This is a genomic window from Leifsonia sp. TF02-11, assembly GCF_017565305.1.
GTDB lineage: Bacteria > Actinomycetota > Actinomycetes > Actinomycetales > Microbacteriaceae > Leifsonia.
The window spans coordinates 78,602-96,636 of sequence record NZ_JAGEKP010000015.1; the positions used below are offsets into that span (position 1 = coordinate 78,602).

17 protein-coding genes are annotated in these 18,035 nt (G+C 70.0%); 9 read left to right on the forward strand and 8 right to left on the reverse strand.

The annotated features are described in order from the left end of the window. Position 1 precedes the first annotated feature (1 nt). Both JNB50_RS18355 and JNB50_RS18360 read right to left on the reverse strand, forming a co-directional pair. On the reverse strand, positions 2–1,822 hold the full coding sequence (locus tag JNB50_RS18355; protein ID WP_208041612.1) for a glycoside hydrolase family 2 TIM barrel-domain containing protein: 1,821 nt from the start codon (positions 1,820–1,822) through the stop codon (positions 2–4). After that, on the reverse strand, positions 1,819–2,808 hold the full coding sequence (locus JNB50_RS18360; RefSeq protein WP_208041613.1) for a LacI family DNA-binding transcriptional regulator: 990 nt from the start codon (positions 2,806–2,808) through the stop codon (positions 1,819–1,821). The genes JNB50_RS18355 and JNB50_RS18360 overlap by 4 nt, the downstream gene beginning before the upstream one ends. A gap of 164 nt (positions 2,809–2,972) precedes the next feature. Between JNB50_RS18360 and JNB50_RS18365 the strand changes: the two genes are divergently transcribed. From JNB50_RS18365 to JNB50_RS18380, 4 genes are all read left to right on the forward strand, one after another. Further along, positions 2,973–4,295 (forward strand): ABC transporter substrate-binding protein, encoded by a 1,323-nt coding sequence (locus tag JNB50_RS18365; protein ID WP_208041614.1) that lies wholly within the window; start codon positions 2,973–2,975, stop codon positions 4,293–4,295. Between the two features lie 77 nt (positions 4,296–4,372). Then, positions 4,373–5,311 carry a carbohydrate ABC transporter permease gene (locus JNB50_RS18370; protein WP_208041615.1) on the forward strand — a complete coding sequence of 313 codons (939 nt, stop codon included), beginning with the start codon at positions 4,373–4,375 and terminating at the stop codon, positions 5,309–5,311. Next, positions 5,311–6,204 (forward strand): carbohydrate ABC transporter permease, encoded by an 894-nt coding sequence (locus JNB50_RS18375; protein ID WP_208041616.1) that lies wholly within the window; start codon positions 5,311–5,313, stop codon positions 6,202–6,204. Before JNB50_RS18370 ends, JNB50_RS18375 begins: the two co-directional genes overlap by 1 nt. A gap of 25 nt (positions 6,205–6,229) precedes the next feature. Further along, entirely contained in the window at positions 6,230–7,438 is a 1,209-nt protein-coding gene (locus JNB50_RS18380) for a family 1 glycosylhydrolase (RefSeq protein WP_208041617.1), read from the forward strand. A 24-nt stretch (positions 7,439–7,462) separates the two neighbouring features. Here the strand turns inward: JNB50_RS18380 and JNB50_RS18385 are convergent, their stop codons facing one another. Continuing rightward, a complete protein-coding gene (locus JNB50_RS18385) occupies positions 7,463–7,894 on the reverse strand; it encodes a VOC family protein (RefSeq protein ID WP_208041618.1) in 432 nt (143 codons plus the stop codon). A 158-nt stretch (positions 7,895–8,052) separates the two neighbouring features. Here JNB50_RS18385 and JNB50_RS18390 point away from each other — a divergent pair, with 158 nt between their 5' ends. Beyond that, a complete protein-coding gene (locus JNB50_RS18390; RefSeq protein ID WP_208041619.1) occupies positions 8,053–9,063 on the forward strand; it encodes an aldo/keto reductase family protein in 1,011 nt (336 codons plus the stop codon). Between the two features lie 30 nt (positions 9,064–9,093). Here the strand turns inward: JNB50_RS18390 and prpB are convergent, their stop codons facing one another. From prpB to JNB50_RS18405, 3 genes are read right to left on the reverse strand one after another with little or no spacing between them, the layout of a single operon-like run. After that, entirely contained in the window at positions 9,094–9,999 is a 906-nt protein-coding gene (gene prpB, locus JNB50_RS18395) for a methylisocitrate lyase (RefSeq protein ID WP_208041620.1), read from the reverse strand. After that, a complete protein-coding gene (locus JNB50_RS18400; protein ID WP_208041621.1) occupies positions 9,999–11,552 on the reverse strand; it encodes an MmgE/PrpD family protein in 1,554 nt (517 codons plus the stop codon). The genes prpB and JNB50_RS18400 overlap by 1 nt, the downstream gene beginning before the upstream one ends. After that, the gene (locus JNB50_RS18405) at positions 11,549–12,217 is read right to left on the reverse strand and encodes a GntR family transcriptional regulator (RefSeq protein WP_208041622.1); all 669 of its coding nucleotides are present in this window, start codon (positions 12,215–12,217) and stop codon (positions 11,549–11,551) included. The genes JNB50_RS18400 and JNB50_RS18405 overlap by 4 nt, the downstream gene beginning before the upstream one ends. Positions 12,218–12,401: 184 nt before the next feature. Here JNB50_RS18405 and JNB50_RS18410 point away from each other — a divergent pair, with 184 nt between their 5' ends. After that, entirely contained in the window at positions 12,402–12,998 is a 597-nt protein-coding gene (locus JNB50_RS18410; RefSeq protein ID WP_208041623.1) for a class I SAM-dependent methyltransferase, read from the forward strand. Between the two features lie 15 nt (positions 12,999–13,013). On the opposite strand, the gene JNB50_RS18415 is transcribed toward JNB50_RS18410, so the two are convergent. Both JNB50_RS18415 and JNB50_RS18420 read right to left on the reverse strand, forming a co-directional pair. Continuing rightward, a complete protein-coding gene (locus JNB50_RS18415) occupies positions 13,014–13,313 on the reverse strand; it encodes a Dabb family protein (RefSeq protein ID WP_208041624.1) in 300 nt (99 codons plus the stop codon). A gap of 64 nt (positions 13,314–13,377) precedes the next feature. Then, positions 13,378–14,235, reverse strand: a complete 858-nt coding sequence (locus JNB50_RS18420) for a DUF6578 domain-containing protein (protein WP_208041625.1) — start codon at positions 14,233–14,235, stop codon at positions 13,378–13,380. 95 nt (positions 14,236–14,330) lie between these two features. Between JNB50_RS18420 and JNB50_RS18425 the strand changes: the two genes are divergently transcribed. Genes JNB50_RS18425 through JNB50_RS18435 form a run of 3 tightly spaced genes read left to right on the forward strand, consistent with a single transcriptional unit; the run spans position 14,331 to position 18,026 of the window. Beyond that, positions 14,331–15,962: a Re/Si-specific NAD(P)(+) transhydrogenase subunit alpha gene (locus tag JNB50_RS18425; protein WP_208041626.1), complete on the forward strand. Its 1,632-nt coding sequence runs from the start codon at positions 14,331–14,333 to the stop codon at positions 15,960–15,962. Then, entirely contained in the window at positions 15,959–17,350 is a 1,392-nt protein-coding gene (gene pntB / locus JNB50_RS18430) for a Re/Si-specific NAD(P)(+) transhydrogenase subunit beta (RefSeq protein ID WP_208041627.1), read from the forward strand. The genes JNB50_RS18425 and pntB overlap by 4 nt, the downstream gene beginning before the upstream one ends. 31 nt (positions 17,351–17,381) lie before the next feature. Next, complete coding sequence (locus JNB50_RS18435; RefSeq protein WP_208041628.1) at positions 17,382–18,026, forward strand: DUF2510 domain-containing protein; 645 nt, start codon at positions 17,382–17,384, stop codon at positions 18,024–18,026. Positions 18,027–18,035: the final 9 nt, after the last annotated feature.

Sequence of the window (18,035 nt, forward strand, 5' to 3'; positions counted from 1 at the left end):
CTCACCGCCCCGCGATCGCCGCCCGCAGCAGCTCCACCGGCACCTTGGCTGTGCGGTCGGCGCGCAGCAGGCCGTTGGTCTCCTGCCCGGTGTCTGCGAGCTGGGTGTAGCAGAACCCTGCCAGCACCGTCGAGTCGGCGACCGCTCCGATCAGTCCCGTCACCCGCGCGCCGAAGTCCGCGGCGTCGCGGGCGGAGGAGTACCCCCAGGCGTCGTCGACGTCGTGGTCGATCCAGCTCACTCCGCCGAACTCCGTCAGCATGATCGGTCGCGTAGGCGCGGAGGCGTGCAGTTGGATGCGGCGGCCCGCCGGACCCGGCCCGGCGATCAGCTCGTCGAGCGCAGCACGACTCCCGTAGCGGCGACCGAGCACTTCGGGGTCGCTCTCGTAGTCGTGGATGGTGATGAGGTCGGAGTCCGTGTGTTCCCAGCCGTCGTTCGAGATCACCGGGCGGGTGCCGTCGATGGCGCGGGTCAGCTCGGTCAGGCCGCGGCTGTACGCGCGCTGCCGCGGGTCGTGCGAGATGTGCTGCACGCCCCAGCTCTCGTTCAGCGGCACCCAAGCGATGATCGACGGGTGCGAGCGATCGCGCTGGACCAGCTGCATCCACTCCTCTGTGAGCAGCTGGATCGACCGCGCGGAGAACTCGTATGCGCTCGCCGTCTCCGCCCAGATCAGCAGGCCCAGCCGGTCGGCCCAGTACAGGAAGCGCGGGTCCTCCGCCTTCTGGTGGACGCGCGCCGTATTGAAGCCCAGCTCGAGGATGAGCTCGACCTCCCGGCGCAGTGCGTCGGCGGAGGGCGCCGCGAGGTGGGACTCCGGCCAGTAGTTCTGTGAGAGCACCGCGCGCACGGAGAAGGGGCGGTCGTTGAGCAGCAGGCAGCGGTCGTCGGTGCGCACGGTGCGCAGCCCCAGGTAGCTGGCGACCGCGTCGCCGCCCCGCCCGGGATCGCCGTCCGCGGCGGGATCGCCGCCGTCGAGCGAGACCGTCGCGCTGAGGAGGCGCGGGTTCGCCGGCGACCAGAGCAGCTCCTCGTACTGCTGGCCGTTGCGCTGCCGCGAGAGGGCGAGCCGCAGGTGCGAGGTGGTGTCGAGCACGCGGTACCGCGACTCGGCGAGCAGCTCCCCGTCGTGCTCGATCCGCACGGCGGCCCAGACCTCGCCGGACGGTCGGGCGTTCAGCACCAGTTCGAGCTCGACCGACGCGGCGTCGGCTGCCGTGTCCCAGCTGAGCGACTCGACGTGGAGGCCGGGGACGGCCTCCAGCCACACGGGCTGCCAGATACCGGTCGTGCGGTGGTACCAGATCGAGTGCGGGGACTCCCTCCAGTCCTGCTTGCCGCGCGGCACCGCCACGTCGAGCGGGTCGTCCACGGCGCGCACGACGAGTTCGTTCGCACGGTCCGGCTCGACGAGACCGCCGACGTCGAAGTGGAACGGAGTCTGGCCCCCCACGTGGTGGCCCAAGTAGCGGTCGTTGAGCCAGACGTCGGCGGCGAAGTCCACGGCGCCGAAGTGCAGGAGGACGCGCGGGCGCGACCCGGCGAATCCCGCCTCCGTCAGCTCGGCGGCGCCGAACGTGCGGCGGTACCACACCACCGGGTGGTACCCGGTGTCGCCGATGCCGCTGAGCTCCGCCTCCGGCGGGTACGGGACCACGATGGTCCGGTCGAACTCCACATCCTCCGGTGCCTGCTCCGGATCCGACCCGAAGGCGAACTCCCACTCCCCGCCGAGGTCGCTCCAGTGCGGGCGCACGAGCTGGGGACGGGGATACGAACCGTCCTGGTTCAGGGGGTCGGGGAGTCGGTCGGCGGTCATGCGCTCATCCTCGAGACGATCTGGTAGGGGACGGTGGTGTCTCCCGCGGCGGGGGAGTCGGACAGCAGCAGTTCGAGGGCGAGGCTGCCGAGGGCGGCCTTGTCGGGGGCGACGGTCGTGAGGGGAGGGGTGCTGTAGCGGCCCTCCTCGATGTCGTCGAAGCCGATGACGGCGACGTCCTCCGGCACACGGAGACCGGCCTCGCCGAGCGCGTGCAGGGCGCCGAGGGCCATCAGGTCGTTGAAGGCGAAGACACCGTCGAACGGCACGCCCTCGGCGAGCAGACCGTCGATGGCGGCGACGCCGTCGCTGCGGCGGAAGTCGATGACCTGCCGGATCAGCGCTGGATCCTCCGCGATGCCGGCCTCCCGCAGCGCGGCGCGGTAGCCGGCGAGACGCAGCTCGGAGGTCTCCCGCGGTCCGGTCGCCTGGGCGCCGATCGCGGCGATCCGCGTGCGGCCCGAGCGCAGCAGGTACTCGGTCGCGGCCCGCGCTGCGGCGGCGTTCTCGACGGTCACGTGCGGGAAGCGTGACTCGCCGACGTGCTCGCCCAGCAGGACGATGGGGGTGGAGTCCTGCCGGTCGGCGAGGTCGCTCGCGGTGAGGGCGAGCGGCGAGAGGATGAGGCCGTCCATCACCGGGATGCCGTCGCCGTCGCTGATGCGGCGTTCGGCATCGGCCTGGCCGTTGGTCTGGTTGATCAGCACGGTGATCGAGCGGTCGGCGGCGGCGGCGACGATCGCCGACGCCAGCTCTGCGAAGTACGGCTGGCTGAGGTCGGGGATGGCCAGTGCGATCATCCCGCTGCGCCCGCTGCGCAGTTGGCGGGCGGCCGAGTTGGGCCGGTAGCCGAGCTCGTCGATGGCCTCCCTGACGCGTGCTTTCAGGTCGTCGCGCACCCAGCCGGTGCCGTTGATCACGTTCGAGACCGTCTTCGCCGAGACGCCGACGTGGTCGCCGACGTCTTTCAGCGTCGTCCTGCGCATCAGCGTCTCCTTCGATCGTCCGACGCGCCGCCCCAGCGACGACGCTCCTTCGGTCAACGTTTACCATCGCACATGAGGTGCCACTTGTTCAACGATTACCGGTCGTGTATAACTTGATACCACATTCCCCGTTCAACGTTGAACGTCGCTTCGAAGGAGAAGACATGCACTCACGTTCCCGCCGGGTCGCACGCCCGGCGCTCGCAGCAGTCACGGCGACCGTCGCGGCTGTCGCGCTGGCACTCACGGGCTGCGCCGGACAGGGGTCCGGCGGCAGCAACGCCAACACCGACCAGAACGGAAAGATCACCCTCAGCTTCTGGAACGGCAACACCGGCCCGGACGGCCCCGCCATGCAGAAGGTGGTCGACGCCTTCAACGCGTCGCAGTCGAAGGTCGTCGTCAAGAACGTCACCATGCCGTGGGACACCCTGTACCAGAAGCTCCTGACCGGAGCGACCTCCAAGGGCGGCCCCGACATCGTCGCCCTCGACTTCTCGCGCGTCCCCGCCTACGCGTCGCAGGGCCTCTTCCAGCCGATCGACGACTACTACGCGGGAGGCGCGCACGACACCGCGAAGCTGCCGAAGACCGCGATCGACGCGTCGAAATACGACGGCAAGAACTACGGCGTCCCCGTCGACATCGCCACGACGATGATGTACTACAACAAGGCGCTGTTCACGAAGGCCGGGCTCGACCCGAACAAGCCGCCGACGACCTGGGACGAGTTCGCCGCGATGGTCCCGAAGCTGACGACCACCCCGGCCGGCGCCGCCAAGCCCGACCAGTACGCGATCGCGCTCGCCGACCACGAGACTGTCGACATGTACCCGCCGTTCCTGTGGAACGCCGGGGGCGACATCGTCTCGAGCGACAACAAGAAGTCGGAGCTCGACTCGCCCGCCAGCCTCACGGCCCTCAACTTCTGGGTCGACCTGGTGAAGAACAAGCAGGCCTCGCCGATCGGGCTCTCCGGCGCCGATGCTGACAAGCTCTTCGCCACCGGCAAGGCGGCCATCGAGATCAACGGTCCGTGGGCGACCACCGGCTACAAGCAGGCGGGCATCGACTTCGGCGTCGTGCGCCCGTTCGCCGGTCCCTCCGGCAACGCCATCCTCGCCGACGTGGAGACCATGGCCCTGCCGGCCAAGGACGACAAGGCGACCAAGGAGGCCGCCTACCAGTTCATGCACTACTGGACACTCGAGAAGTCGCAGAAGACCTGGTCGGAGGGCTCCGGCTTCGCCCCGCTCGAGCCGGAGGTCGGCGCGCAGATCACCGACAACCCCTACCCGGCGATCTTCGGCGCGAAGGACGTCGTCGACGACTCGCGGATCCTCCTCCCCGGGCTGCAGTCCGGCTCGTCGATCGTGCAGGACATCTTCTATCCGTCGCTGCAGAAGGCCCTGAACGGTCAGGGATCGGTCGACGAGGTCTTCAAGGCGGCATCGCAGCAGGTGCAGGCCAAGTTGGATCAGAAGTAGCAGCCCCGATCAGAAGCAGCACGTCCGCCGGGCGGGGTCCGCGCACACGGATCCCGCCCGCCCACTGGAAAGGCACCATGACAACGTCCACACCGGTCGCCGCGACGCCGAGGGCGGCCCGCGCGCCGCGCGGCTTCTGGCGCGGGAGGCGACGCACCGCTCTCACGGCCTGGCTGTTCCTGGCACCGTCGCTCCTCGCGCTGGGGCTGTTCACGGTCTACCCGATGATCCAGGCGGCGTACCTCTCGTTCACGAACTACAACCTGATCCGTGCGGCCCAGTGGGTGGGCCTGGCGAACTACCAGGAGCTCTTCGGCGACCCGGCCTTCTGGAACGCCTTCTGGAACACCGTCGTCTACGCGGTGGTCGTCACCCCGGTGACCGTCGTCCTCGCCCTGGCGCTCGCGGTGTTCCTCGACCGCGGATTCCGCGGTCGCTCGTTCGTGCGCACATCCATCTTCCTGCCGTTCATCGTGTCGCTCGGGATCATCGCGATCGCCTGGTCGTTCCTGCTCGACCCGAACATCGGGCTGATCTCGTACTGGCTCTCGAACCTCGGCATCGTCTCCAAGCAGGGTCTGCTCTCCGACCCCACCTGGGCGCTGCCGGCTGTCATGTTCGTCGGCGTCTGGAAGAACGTCGGCTTCTACATGGTGATCTACCTCGCCGGCCTCCTGTCGGTGCCGCTCGAACTGCACGAGGCCGCGCGCCTCGACGGCGCCGGGGTCTGGCAGCGCTTCCGCAACGTCACGCTGCCACTGCTGTCGAACCAGACGATGCTCGTCTCGGTGATGGCGCTGATCGCCTCGCTGCAGGCGTTCGACCAGATCTACGTGATGACGCACGGCGGGCCGTTCTTCCGCACGGAGACGCTCGTCATGCTCATCTACCGCGAGGGCTTCCAGGAGCTGCGCTTCGGCTACGGCGCCGCCATCTCCTGGGTGCTGCTCGTGTTCGTGTTCCTGCTCTCCATGATCCAGTACGGCTTCTTCCAGCGCCGGCAAGTGAGGTACTGATGACCGCGACCCTCGAACGCCCCCCGGCGACCGCCGCTCCCGCTGCCCGGCGCCGCCGCCGCCCGCACTACACGAGCACGCGCACCATCCTGCGCTGGCTGACGACCATCGCCGGCATCGTCATCGCGCTCGCCATGCTGCTGCCGATCATCTGGATGGCCTTCACCGCGTTCAAGCCGGAGGCCGACATCGTCACCTTCCCGCCGACGCTGTGGCCGCGCGAGTTCACGCTGCAGCACTTCATCGACGTGTGGAACCGCATCCCCTTCGCCCATCTCTACCTCAACACGATCGTGTTCGCCGGCTCGGTGACGGTGATCTCGCTGTTCTTCGACTCGATGGCCGCGTATGCGCTGGCCCGGCTCGAGTTCCGCGGGCGCAACGTCGTGCTCGTGCTGGTGCTGATCCTGCTGATGCTGCCGTTCCAGGTCACGCTCATCCCGCTCTACGACATGCTCAACGGGATCGGGCTCACCAACAGCCTGCCCGGCATGATCATCCCGCGCGTGACAAACGCGTTCGGCATCTTCTTCCTGAGGCAGTTCTTTCTCTCGCTGCCGAAGGATCTCGAGGAGGCCGCGCGCGTCGACGGGGCGGGGGAGTGGCGCATCTACTGGCGTGTGATCATGCCGCTGGCCAAGCCCGCCCTGCTGACCCTCGGGCTGTTCCACTTCCAGTACAACTGGAACGACCTCCTCTGGCCGCTCATCATGTCGTCCGACCTCGACAACGCGACCCTGCCCGCCGGCCTCGCCCTGTTCATGGGCCAGCACGTCGTCGAGTACGGCCTGCTGATGGCCGGTTCGCTGCTCGCGCTGCTGCCGGTGGTCATCTTCTTCCTCGTCATCCAACGCAGTTTCGTCGCGGGAATCGCGACGACCGGACTCAAGTAACCTCCCGCAGCCCCGAAAGGACCGCATGACCCCCCACTGGCTCCGCGACGAGCGCCTTCACTTCGGCGTCGGCATCGAGGACACCTTCGTGCCCCAGCAGGGCATCGGCCGCCGACCGATCGACGAGTACGAGCTGATGCAGCACTACGAGAACTGGCGGGAGGACCTCGACCTCGCCGTGGAGGCCGGGGCCGAGTTCATCCGCTGGGGCATCCCGTGGTACCTCGTGGAGCCCCGTCCCGGCGAGTTCGACTGGCGCTGGCTCGACGAGGTCAGCGCCCACATGCAGAGCATCGGGCTGCGCTGCGTCGTCGACCTGATGCACTACGGCACTCCGCTCTGGCTCGACAACCAGTTCGTCAACGCGACCTACCCCGAGCGCGTCGCCTCCTACGCGCGCGCCGTCGCAGAGCGCTACGCCGGCGTCTGGGACGACTACACCCCGCTCAACGAGCCGGTGATCAACGCGATCTACTGCGGCGAAGACGGCACCTGGCCTCCCTACCTCACCGGGAGCGACGGCTTCTCGAAGGTCATCGTCGCGCTCGCGAAGGGCACGGTGCGCACCCAGCAGCAGATCGCCGCGGTCAACCCGGCGGCGCGGTTCGTGCACGTGGACGCGGGCTTCCGCTGGGAGGGCGACGACCTCCCGCTCGCCCGCGAGGTGCTCGAGGAGCGTCGGTTCGTCTCGCTCGACCTGATCACCGGCCGGGTCGTGCCGGGGCACCCGATGCACGCGTACCTGACCGGGAACGGCATCCGCGAGGACGACCTGGCCTGGTTCGCCGACAACGCGGTGACGCCGGATGTCGTCGGCGTCAACTACTACCCGGGCTTCACGACGGTGCGGTACCGCCCGGACGGCGGCACGGACCCGGTGGAGGCCGGAACGGCGGGCCTCCGCGACCTCATCGAGCTCTACTGGCAGCGCTACGGCCTGCCCATCGTGATCACCGAGACCTCGCGCGGCGGCTCGGTGGAATCGCGGCTCGCCTGGCTGGGCGAGTCGCTGGAGGAGGTCGAGCGCCTGCGCGCCGCGGGCGTCCCGGTGCTGGGCTACACCTGGTTCCCGTTCTTCACGCTCGTCGACTGGCTGTACCGCCACGACGCCAAGCCGGCCGACGACTGGTTCGTGCACATGGGCCTGGTGGATGTCGTGCGCGGCCCCGACCGCCGGCTCGCGCGCGTGCGCACGGAGGTGTTCGGGGCGTTCCAGGAGCGCGCTCGTCGCTGACCTCCCCGCCGCCCGGTAACGCCGTCACTGCAGGCAGAACTCGTTGCCCTCCGGGTCGCGCATCATGATCGCGAACTCGTCGTAGGGACCCCACTTGCCGTCGAGCACCTTCTCGACGGTGGCGCCCAGCGCGACCAGCCGGTCGCGCTCGGCCTCTACCTCTTCGCGGGTGGCGTGCCGGCCGGTCGACGGGCTGATGTCGAGGTGCATCCGGTTGCGCTGCCGCTTCTCGTGGTCGTAGCGGGAGAAGTAGAAGCGCTGGTGGGCGGGATCCTCGTCCCACGCGACCGCGCGTGCGGCGAGGTCATCGTCGGTGAGGCCGGCGGCGCGCAACTCGGCCTCCTCCTCTGCGGTCAGCCACTCCGGTTCGGGATAGCCCATGACGGCCGCCCAGAACCGGGCGAGCGCGGCCGGGTCGTGTGCGTGGAAGGTGACGTTGGCGATCCGTGCGGTCATGATCCGGAGTCTAGGCCGAGCCCTCGCCGGGCATCCAGCCGCATTCACCAGCCGCATTCACCACCAGCATCACTGAATCCGAGAACCTGCCGCTGTTGGATTTGCTGAATCCGGGTGCCTAGCATCGACCCTGACGACCCGTCACGAAAGGAACGACAGTGCAGTTCAGGTACCTGGGAAACTCCGGCTTCAGAATCTCCGAGATCACCTACGGGAACTGGCTGACCCACGGGTCGCAGATCGAGAACGACGCCGCGGCCGCCTGCGTCCGCGCCGCGCTGGACGCCGGGATCACCACCTTCGACACCGCCGACGTCTACGCGAACACCGCCGCGGAGACCGTGCTCGGCGAGGCGCTGAAGGGCGAGCGCCGCCAGTCGCTCGAGATCTTCACGAAGGTGTTCGGGCCGACGGGGCCGCAGGGCCACAACGACGTCGGGCTCTCGCGCAAGCACATCATGGAGTCCATCGACGGCTCGCTCTCGCGGCTCCAGACCGACTACGTCGACCTCTACCAGGCGCACCGCTTCGACTTCTTCACGCCGCTGGAGGAGACCATGCAGGCCTTCGCCGACATCGTCCGGCAGGGCAAGGCGCTCTACATCGGTGTGAGCGAGTGGACCGCCGACCAGCTCCGCGCCGGTGCAGCGCTCGCGAAGGAGCTGAACTTCCAGCTGATCTCGAACCAGCCCGAGTACTCGGCGCTGTGGCGGGTCATCGAGGCGGAGGTCGTGCCGACCTCCAAGGAGCTCGGCATCTCGCAGATCGTCTGGTCGCCGGTGGCGCAGGGCGTGCTGAGCGGCAAGTACCTCCCCGGCGCCCCGCTGCCCGAGGGCAGCCGCGCCACCGACGAGAAGGGCGGCGCCGGCGCCGTCAAGCGCTGGCTGACCGACGACGTGCTCACGCGCGTCCAGCAGTTGACGCCGATCGCTCAGGAGATCGGCCTCACGCCCGCCCAGCTCGCCGTCGCGTGGGTGCTGCAGAACGACAACGTCGCGACCGCGATCATCGGCGCCTCCCGGCCCGAGCAGGTGGTCGAGAACGTGAAGGCCTCCGGCGCCACCATCCCCGCCGAGCTGCTCGGCCGGATCGACGAGGTGCTCGGCGGCGCCGTCGAACGCGACCCGAGCCACACCGCCACCCGCTCTCCCCGCCACCGCGAGGCCTGACGGGCCGCCTTCGATGGTGGGGGCCACCGCTCAGCGGCCGGTCGGCACCTCGAAGTCGAACACGTTCGTGTCGAAGGCGGTGTAGCCGGAGTAGTCGAGCAGCTCGTAGAGCCGCGCCCTCGTCTGCATGCCGGGCACCTCCGCCTTCAGCGAGCCGTCGGCGACGAGGGTGTCGAGGCCGCGTTCGGCGGCGCCCATGGCGATGCGCAGCAGCGAAACCGGGTGGATGACGATGTTGATGCCCGCGCTCGCGAGCTGCTCGGCGGTGAAGAGCTCGCTCTTGCCGAACTCCGTCATGTTGGCGAGCACCGGGACGTCGACGGCGTTGCGGACGGCCTCGAACTCGGCGAGGTCGGCCATCGCCTCGGGGAAGATCGCGTCGGCGCCGGCATCCACCAGCGCCTTGGCGCGGTCGACGGCCGCCGAGAGCCCCTCCACCGCCCGCACGTCGGTGCGCGCCATGATCAGGAGGTTCGGGTCGCGGCGCGCATCCACCGCGGCGCGGATCCGCTTGGTCGCGGTGTCCAGGCCGACGACGGCCTTGCCGTCCAGGTGGCCGCAGCGCTTGGGGTTGACCTGGTCTTCGATGTGGAGGCCGGCGACGCCCGCATCCTCGAGCTCCTGCACGGTGCGGGCGACGTTCATCGGCTCGCCGAAGCCGGTGTCGGCGTCGATCAGGGTGGGGAGGTCGGTCATCCGGCTGATCTGCCGGCCGCGGCCGGCGACCTCCGTCAGGGTGGTGAGGCCGATGTCCGGGAGGCCGAGGTCGGCGGCGATGACGGCGCCGGAGATGTAGACGCCTTCGAAGCCCTTCTCCTGGATGAGGCGCGCGCTCAGCGGGTTGAACGCGCCGGGGAAGCGCAGCAGCTCACCGGTGGCCAGCCGCGCGCGGAAGGCCGCGCGCTTCTCGTGGGCGGGAACGGACGAGTACAGCATCAGAACAGTCCCTTCGGTGCGGCCGGCAGCGTCCCGGCCGGAGCGGTGATGGTGAGGCCGCCGAGCTCGTCCGCGGTCAGCTCGGGAAGCCGCTGGGCGAGGTCGAGAAAGCGCTCGATCTCGGCCTCCTCGAGCACCCCCGCCGCCAGGGATCGGAACTTGGCGACGTAGTCGGCGCGGGCGAACGGCCGAGCTCCGAGCGGGTGGGCGTCGGCGACGGCGATCTCGTCGGTGATCACGCGGCCGTCGGCAAGCGTGATCTCGACGCGGCCTCCGAACGCCTTCTCGGCGGGATCGATGGAGTGGTAGCGGCGGGTCCACTCCGGGTCTTCGGTCGTGGTGACCTTGCCCCAGAGCGCAACGGTGTCGGGCCGGGCCGCACGCGAGGGGAGGTACGACTTCACGTGGTGCCAGCCGCCGTCCTGCAGCGCCACCGTGAAGATGTACGGGATGCTGTGGTCGAGCGTCTCGCGGGACGCGGTCGGGTCGTACTTCTGCGGGTCGTTCGCTCCCGATCCGATCACGTTGTGGGTGTGGTGCGAGGTGTGGATGACGATGCTCTCCACGCGCTCGGGGTCGCCGACCTCGGGGTGCTCGGTGTGGAGCTTGCGGGCGAGGTCGATCCACGCCTGAGCCTGATACTCGGCCGAGTGCTCCTTCGTGTAGGAGTCGAGGATCGCGCGCTTGGCCTCGCCGGACTCCGGAAGCGGCACCTCGTAGGAGGCGGACGGCCCGTCGAGCAGCCAGGCGATCACGCCGTCCTCGCCCTCGTAGATCGGGGTCGGGCTGGTCTCGCCGCGCATCGCCCTGTCGACCGCCTCGACGGCCATCTTGCCCGCGAACGCCGGAGCGTGCGCCTTCCACGAGGAGATCGCGCCCTTGCGGGACTGCCTGGTCGCCGTGGTGGTGTGCAATGCCTGGCCGATCGCCTGGAAGATCGTCTCGGTGTCCAGCCCGAGCAAGGTGCCGATGCCGGCGGCGGCGCTCGGGCCGAGGTGGGCGACATGGTCGATCTTGTGCGCGTGCAGGCTGATCGCCTTCGCCAGGTCGATCTGGATCTCGTACCCGGTCGCGATGCCGCGGATCAGGTCGTGGCCGGTGCGTCCGGCGTGCTGAGCGACCGCGAGGATCGGCGGGATGTTGTCGCCGGGGTGCGAGTACTCGGCGGCGAGGAAGGTGTCGTGGAAGTCCAGCTCCCGCACGGCGACGCCGTTCGCCCAGGCCGCCCACTCGGGGCTCACGCGCACCGACTGCGGCTCGCCGAACACCGTCGACCCGTGCTGCGGATGCTCGGCGGCCGAGACGATCTCCTCGAGCTGGGCCGTCGGCAGCGGGTGGGCCAGCGCCTGCGACCGGGCGGAGACGACCGGCTTGCGGGCGAGGGAGGCCGCGGCCACGGCGGCGTTGTCGATGACGCGGTTGATCACCATGTCGACCACCTCGGGGGCGACTTCGACCGGGTCTGTCGCCACCTCGGCGATCTTCCACGCGAGCTGGTCCTCCCGAGCGAGGTTCTCGTCGCTGCGGTGGACGCGGACGGTGTGGTTTCTCATGCGGTCTCCTTCGTCGAAGTGAGTCGTTCCGCCGTCAGCAGCACGTTCTGCAGGCTGCGGTGGAGGTGGACGCGGGTCGCGGACGCGGCGAGGTCGGCGTCGCCGTCGACGATCGCCTCCACGATGAGCAGGTGCTCCTGGGCCGCGGCCCGCAGGCGGTCGGGGTCGTCGCGCGACACCCGGCGTAGCCGGGCGAGGTGCGGCCGGAGGTTGCGGAGCGCGGCGACGAGGTAGGGGTTGGCCGCCGCGTGGTCGATGGCCCGATCGAGATCGTCGACCAGCGCGTAGTAGCGGTCGTGGGAGGGATCGCCGTCGTCGAGGAGGTCGGCGGCCGAACGGAAGCGGTCGCGGAGGTCGAGGAACACCGCGACGTCACGGTTCGCCGCCGCCGCGCGGGCGGCCTCCTGTTCCAGCGCCCTCCTCAGCTCGAAGAGCTGCTCGACCGACTCCACGGAGACGGCGGTGACGACGAGCCCGCGACCGCCCTGCGCGGCGACGAGACCGTCGGCGGTCAAGCGGGCGAGGGCCTCCCTGACCGGAGTGCGGGAGACGCCGAGCCGCTCGGACTGCTCGACCTCCTGCAGCACTGTGCCCGGCTCCAGCCGCCACTCGACGATGTCTGCGCGCAGCGCGGTGTACGCGCGATCGCTCGCCTTCGCTTCCATCCAGAGCCTTCCGTGTATACACAATGGTACACGCGCCCCGGTTTCCGCCGCCTCCTGGTCCTTCATGTATACGCAACGCGAGCCGGTGTGAAGACGATTTGCGGCAAATGTGGCGATACGGCCCCGGTAAGAGACGATGTGCGGCACATCTCACGAAGCGCCCCGCACGTCGTAGGCTCGCGCCATGACCTTCGATCGCGAGCGGGATGTCGTCGCCTACGACCGGCGCGCCGGCGGCTACGAGCGCGGGCCGCGCGGCCTTCTGCACCGGGAGATCGCCCGGCGGGTCGGGGTGCTCGCCGTCTCGCTGGTGGCGGGCACTCCGGCGCCGCGCATCCTCGATGTCGGGTGCGGCAGCGGCGCCTTGTTGCGCTTCGTCGGCGCGCTCCGCCCGGAGGCCCGGCTGGCCGGGGTCGATCCCGCGCCGGAGATGGTGCGCGTCGCCTCGTCCTCCCGGCTGGCGGTCGTGCAGGCAGTGGCGGAGAGCCTGCCCTTCGAGGACGGCTCCTTCGACCTCGTCGTGAGCTCGACCTCCTTCAGCCACTGGAAGGACCGCGATGCCGGTCTGCGCGAGTGCCGTCGGGTGCTGGTGCCGAGAGGCGCGTTGCTGCTCGCGGACGTGTTCACGTCCCGGCCGCTGCCGACACGCGTGTTCGGGCCGGGAGGTGCGGCCGCCAGCCGCGAGGCGGCCGACGCGGCGATCCGGGCGGCCGGCTTCGCTGCGCCGCGCTGGCGTCCGGTGTTCGCCTCGGTGATCCAGGCGGCTGTGGCGACGACCTAGCCACGGGACCGTCGATCAGCCCGCATGACGCACGTAGTCGAACTCCTGGAACTCCGCGACCTCCGGAACCCAGCGCTCCCTCACGAAGGCGACGTGCGCCGGATGGGTGTTGTAGGCGTCATAGGCGGCCTGGTCGGCGAACACCATCGAGAACTGCAGCGTGAGGTCGCTCTTCGCGCCCACCTGGTCGCAGACCGTGAAGTCCCGCACGCCGTCGATCGCCGACAGCTCGCGGCGGGCGGTGTCGATGAAGTCCCGCTCGGCGGCCGACCCGCGGTCGTGGGCGAGCCGGAAGGTGACGGTGTGCGTGATCATGCCCACCATTCTGGCGGGTGGTGCTGCTCAGCCGAGGCCGCGGCCGAGGCCGCGGCGGTGGCGCTCACCAGGGTGGGAAAGGACGGCCCGAGCCAATGCGCGTCAGGCGCTCGGCGACGCTGCCGGCGATCACGATGGGGCCGCCGTTCGCCGGGAAGACGGGCGCGGCAGCCGTCGCGGTCAGCGGAATCCCGTTCGGCGGGTGTGCGATCGATACGAACGTGTCGTCGTCGACCGTTTCCGAGAACCCTCCGCTCGCCGCCGCGTCGATGAGCTGCAGCAGGACGGACAGTGCGTCGCCCGGCCAGGGCAGCCTCCATCCGGCCCGCTCGATCTCCACCACCAGGTCGTCGTCGTAGAGGTTCCAACGCACCGCTGCGGCGTCCTCGCGTGTCGGTGCGAGGGTCACGGCGCGGTCGTCCGGGGTGCGGAGAATCTCCACCGCATCGCCGAAGCGCTCCTCGATCTCGTCCACGAGCTGCGTGAGCACAGCGGTGTGCGCCGGCCGCGGGCGCACATCCGTCTCGGGTGCAGGGAACGGCCGACGCGGCGCAGGGAGTTCCGCGTCGATGGGGACGCGAAACGTCACCCGGTAACTCGTCTCGGCATAGCCGCCCGGCTCTCCAACCGTCGGCACGGCGTCCACGATCCGCTCGAGTGTGTCGTTCGGATCATTCGTCAGATAGTGCGCGCCGGCTACCGGCACCATCCGCTCGTAGCCCGCCACGATCGCTTCGACGCGACCGCGGACGTCCACGCCGGGGGCGTCGTCGATCGGGTGCCGAACGTCCCAGTAGCGATCGCCGTCCTCGTCCACGTACCTGACGAGCGTGAAGCCGATCTCGTCGCCGACGGCGAACGGCACCCCGCAGCAGCCGTAGTCCGATGGCGAGATCCACACCTCGATCGTGGTGTCCTCCATGTGGTCACGGTAGCCGCTCGGCGTGTGCCGCGGCCGCACCTCGTCCGCGCCGAGGCGGCCTGGTAGGGTCCACATCAATAAGGCAGGGAGGCCAGGTGTCGACAGTCGGCATCGTCGCTGAACGTCCGGGTGAAGCCCGCGTATCGTCCAGCCCGAGTTCCGTGAAGAAGCTCGTCTCCCTGGGCTACGACGTCGTCGTGGAGCGCGGCGCCGGCGTGCGGGCCGCGTTCACGGATGACGCGTTCGCCGCGGCGGGTGCGCGCATCGTCCCGCGGGAGAGCGCGTGGGCCGCCGACATCGTGCTCAAGGTCGCGCCACCCGTCGACGACGAGATCGCGCTGCTCGCCGACGGTGCGACCCTGATCGCGTCGCTGAGCCCCGCGCTCCGCCCCGACCTCCTCGCCGCCCTGTCGCAGCGGGGGATCACCGCGCTCGCGCTCGACGCCGTGCCCCGCATCTCGCGCGCGCAGTCGATGGACGTCCTCAGCTCCATGGCCAACATCTCCGGCTATCGCGCGGTCGTGGAGGCCGCCCACGAGTTCGGCCGCTTCTTCACCGGCCAAGTCACCGCCGCGGGCAAGGTGCCGCCCGCGAAGGTGCTCGTCGCCGGCGCCGGAGTGGCGGGCCTCGCCGCGATCGGCGCGGCCTCCAGCATGGGCGCGATCGTCCGCGCCACCGACCCGCGCCCGGAGGTCGCCGACCAGGTGCGCTCGATCGGCGGCGAGTACCTGGCGGTGGAGGTCGCCGGCGATGAGAACGGCGCCATGCAGTCCGCCGACGGCTACGCCAAGCAGACCAGCGAGGCCTACGACCGCCGCGCCGCCGAGATCTACTCCGAACAGGCGCGGGAGGTCGACATCGTCATCACCACCGCGCTCATCCCCGGTCGTCCCGCCCCCAAGCTGCTGACGGCGGAGGACGTCGCGAGCATGCGCCCCGGCTCGGTCATCGTCGACATGGCGGCCGCTCAGGGCGGCAACGTCGCAGGGTCGGTCGCGGGGGAGCGGGTCGTGACCGACGGCGGCGTGATCATCCTCGGCTACACCGACCTGCCGTCGCGGCTGCCCACGCAGTCGTCACAGCTGTACGGGAACAACCTGGTCAGCCTCCTCACCCTGCTGACCCCGCACAAAGACGGCCGGCTGACACTCGACTTCGACGATGTCGTTCAGCGGTCGGTGACCGTGGTGCGCGACGGCGAGACGACCTGGCCGCCGCCACCCGTGCAGGTCTCGGCGGCGCCGCCGCGCGCTGCACTCGCGCCCGTGGCGGCTCCCGCTGCCAAGGAACCGTGGCTGACACCCGTGCGCCGGGCCGTGCTCGTCGCCGTGGGGCTGGCCGCGCTGTTCCTGCTGACCGCGTTCTCGCCCGACCCGATCCCGCGGCACTTCACCGTGCTCGTGCTCGCGACCGTGATCGGCTTCTACGTGATCGGCAACGTGCACCACGCGCTGCACACTCCGCTGATGAGCGTGACCAACGCCATCTCGGGCATCATCGTCGTCGGCGCGATCGTGCAGATCACCACACCCGACCTCACGGTGCAGGTGCTCGCCGCCGTCGCGGTGCTGGTGGCCTCCATCAACATCTTCGGCGGTTTCGCGGTGACGCGGAGGATGCTCGCGATGTTCTCGCGCAGCGACGCAGGGCCGGGCGCCGCCGGGCCGAGTGGCGGTGCGGGTGGTGCCGGGCGCGGCGGCGCCGGGCGGAGCGGGGCCGGCCGGTGACCGCGGTCGCCGTGGCGGATGCCGCATACCTCGTCGCAGCAGTCCTCTTCATCCTGAGTCTCGCCGGGCTGTCCCGTCACGAGACCTCCCGCGGCGGTGTGCTCTACGGGATCGCCGGCATGGTCATCGCGCTCGCCGCGACGATCTGGCTCACCGCCGAGAACGCGCTCGCGCCGTCCGGTCTGGTGCTGATGGCCATCGCCGTGCTGATCGGCGCGACCATCGGCCTGTGGCGGGCGCGCGTCGTGCAGATGACCGGGATGCCGCAGCTGATCGCCCTCCTGCACAGCTTCGTCGGTCTGGCCGCGGTGCTCGTCGGCTGGAACGGCTACCTCTCGCACCCGCACCTGCCGGGCGCGCTCGCCGGGGTGCACAGCGCCGAGGTGGTCATCGGCATCTTCATCGGCGCCGTGACCTTCACCGGTTCGATCGTCGCCTACCTGAAGCTGTCGGCGCGCATCTCGTCGAAGCCGCTCGTCCTCCCCGGCAAGAACGTGCTCAACGTCGGCGCCCTGGTCGTGTTCGTGGCGCTCGCGGCCTGGTACGTCGTCACCCCCGAGCTGTGGCTGCTGGCCGTGGTGACGCTGGTCGCCCTCGCGCTCGGCGTGCACCTGGTCGCGTCGATCGGCGGAGGCGACATGCCGGTCGTCGTCTCCATGCTCAACAGCTACTCGGGCTGGGCGGCCGCCGCCTCCGGGTTCCTGCTCGACAACGACCTCCTGATCGTCACGGGCGCACTCGTCGGCTCCTCGGGTGCGTACCTGTCGTACATCATGTGCAAGGCGATGAACCGGTCGTTCCTGTCGGTGATCGCCGGCGGCTTCGGCATCGAGGCGCCAACGGCCTCCGGTGCGGAGGAGCAGGGCGAGTACCAGGAGGTCACCGCCGAGCAGACCGCGGAACTGCTCAAGAACGCGACCTCGGTCGTGATCACCCCCGGCTACGGGATGGCCGTCGCGCAGGCGCAGTATCCCGTCGCCGAGCTCGTGAAGAAGCTGCGCGAGAGCGGCGTGGAGGTGCGGTTCGGGATCCACCCGGTCGCCGGCCGCCTCCCCGGCCACATGAACGTGCTGCTCGCCGAGGCGCGCGTCCCCTACGACATCGTGCTCGAGATGGACGAGATCAACGACGACCTGTCGCACACCGACGTGGTCCTCGTCATCGGCGCGAACGACACCGTCAACCCGGCCGCGGCGGAGGACCCGGGCAGCCCGATCGCGGGCATGCCGGTGCTGCGCGTGTGGGAGGCCAGCCAAGTCGTCGTGTTCAAGCGGTCGATGGCCGCCGGGTACGCCGGCGTGCCGAACCCGCTGTTCTACCGGGAGAACGCGCGGATGCTCTTCGGCGACGCGCGCCAGGCGGTGGACGAGATCCTGGGGTACTTCTAGACGTGACGACTTCGATCCCGACGGAGGCCGAATGACCGACCAGACCACGCCCCCCGCACCGGGCTGGTATGCCGACCCGTACCGGGAGGCGCCGCTGCGGTGGTGGGACGGCGCGCGGTGGACTGCGCAGCTCGGTGGCGTGGCGGGGACGTCCGCCGCGTTCGTGGTCGCCGGCCGCCGTCCGCTGGCGCAGGAGAAGCCGGTGTACACCGTGTGGATCTGGCTGGTGGTGCTGCTCCCGTTGGTGAGCATCCTGTTGCTGCTGGTGACGAACCCGTTCAGCGGCTACGTGCACTTCACGCAGACCATGGAGACCTCCGTCCGCCCGTCGTTCCAAGACGTCCTGCAGATCTACAGCCCGGCCTACCTGATCGACATACTGGTCAGCTGGCTCCTCTACGCGGCGATCATCGTCTTCGCCTGGCTCGACTACCGCGAGCTCGGCCGCCGCGGCGTGGAGCGCCCGTTCCACTGGGCGTGGTCCTTCCTCGCGGGCATGGTCTACGTGATCGGCCGCTCGGTGATCGTGCGCCGCGTCGCCCCGCGCCGCGGACTGCTGCCGATCTGGGTGCTGATCGCCGTGGTGGGCGTCAGCTTCATCGTCACTGGAACCCTCATGGCCGAGCTGGCGGCGTCGATCGTCCGAGACCTGCCCACCCCGGGCGTCGGAGCCTGAGAACCCCGT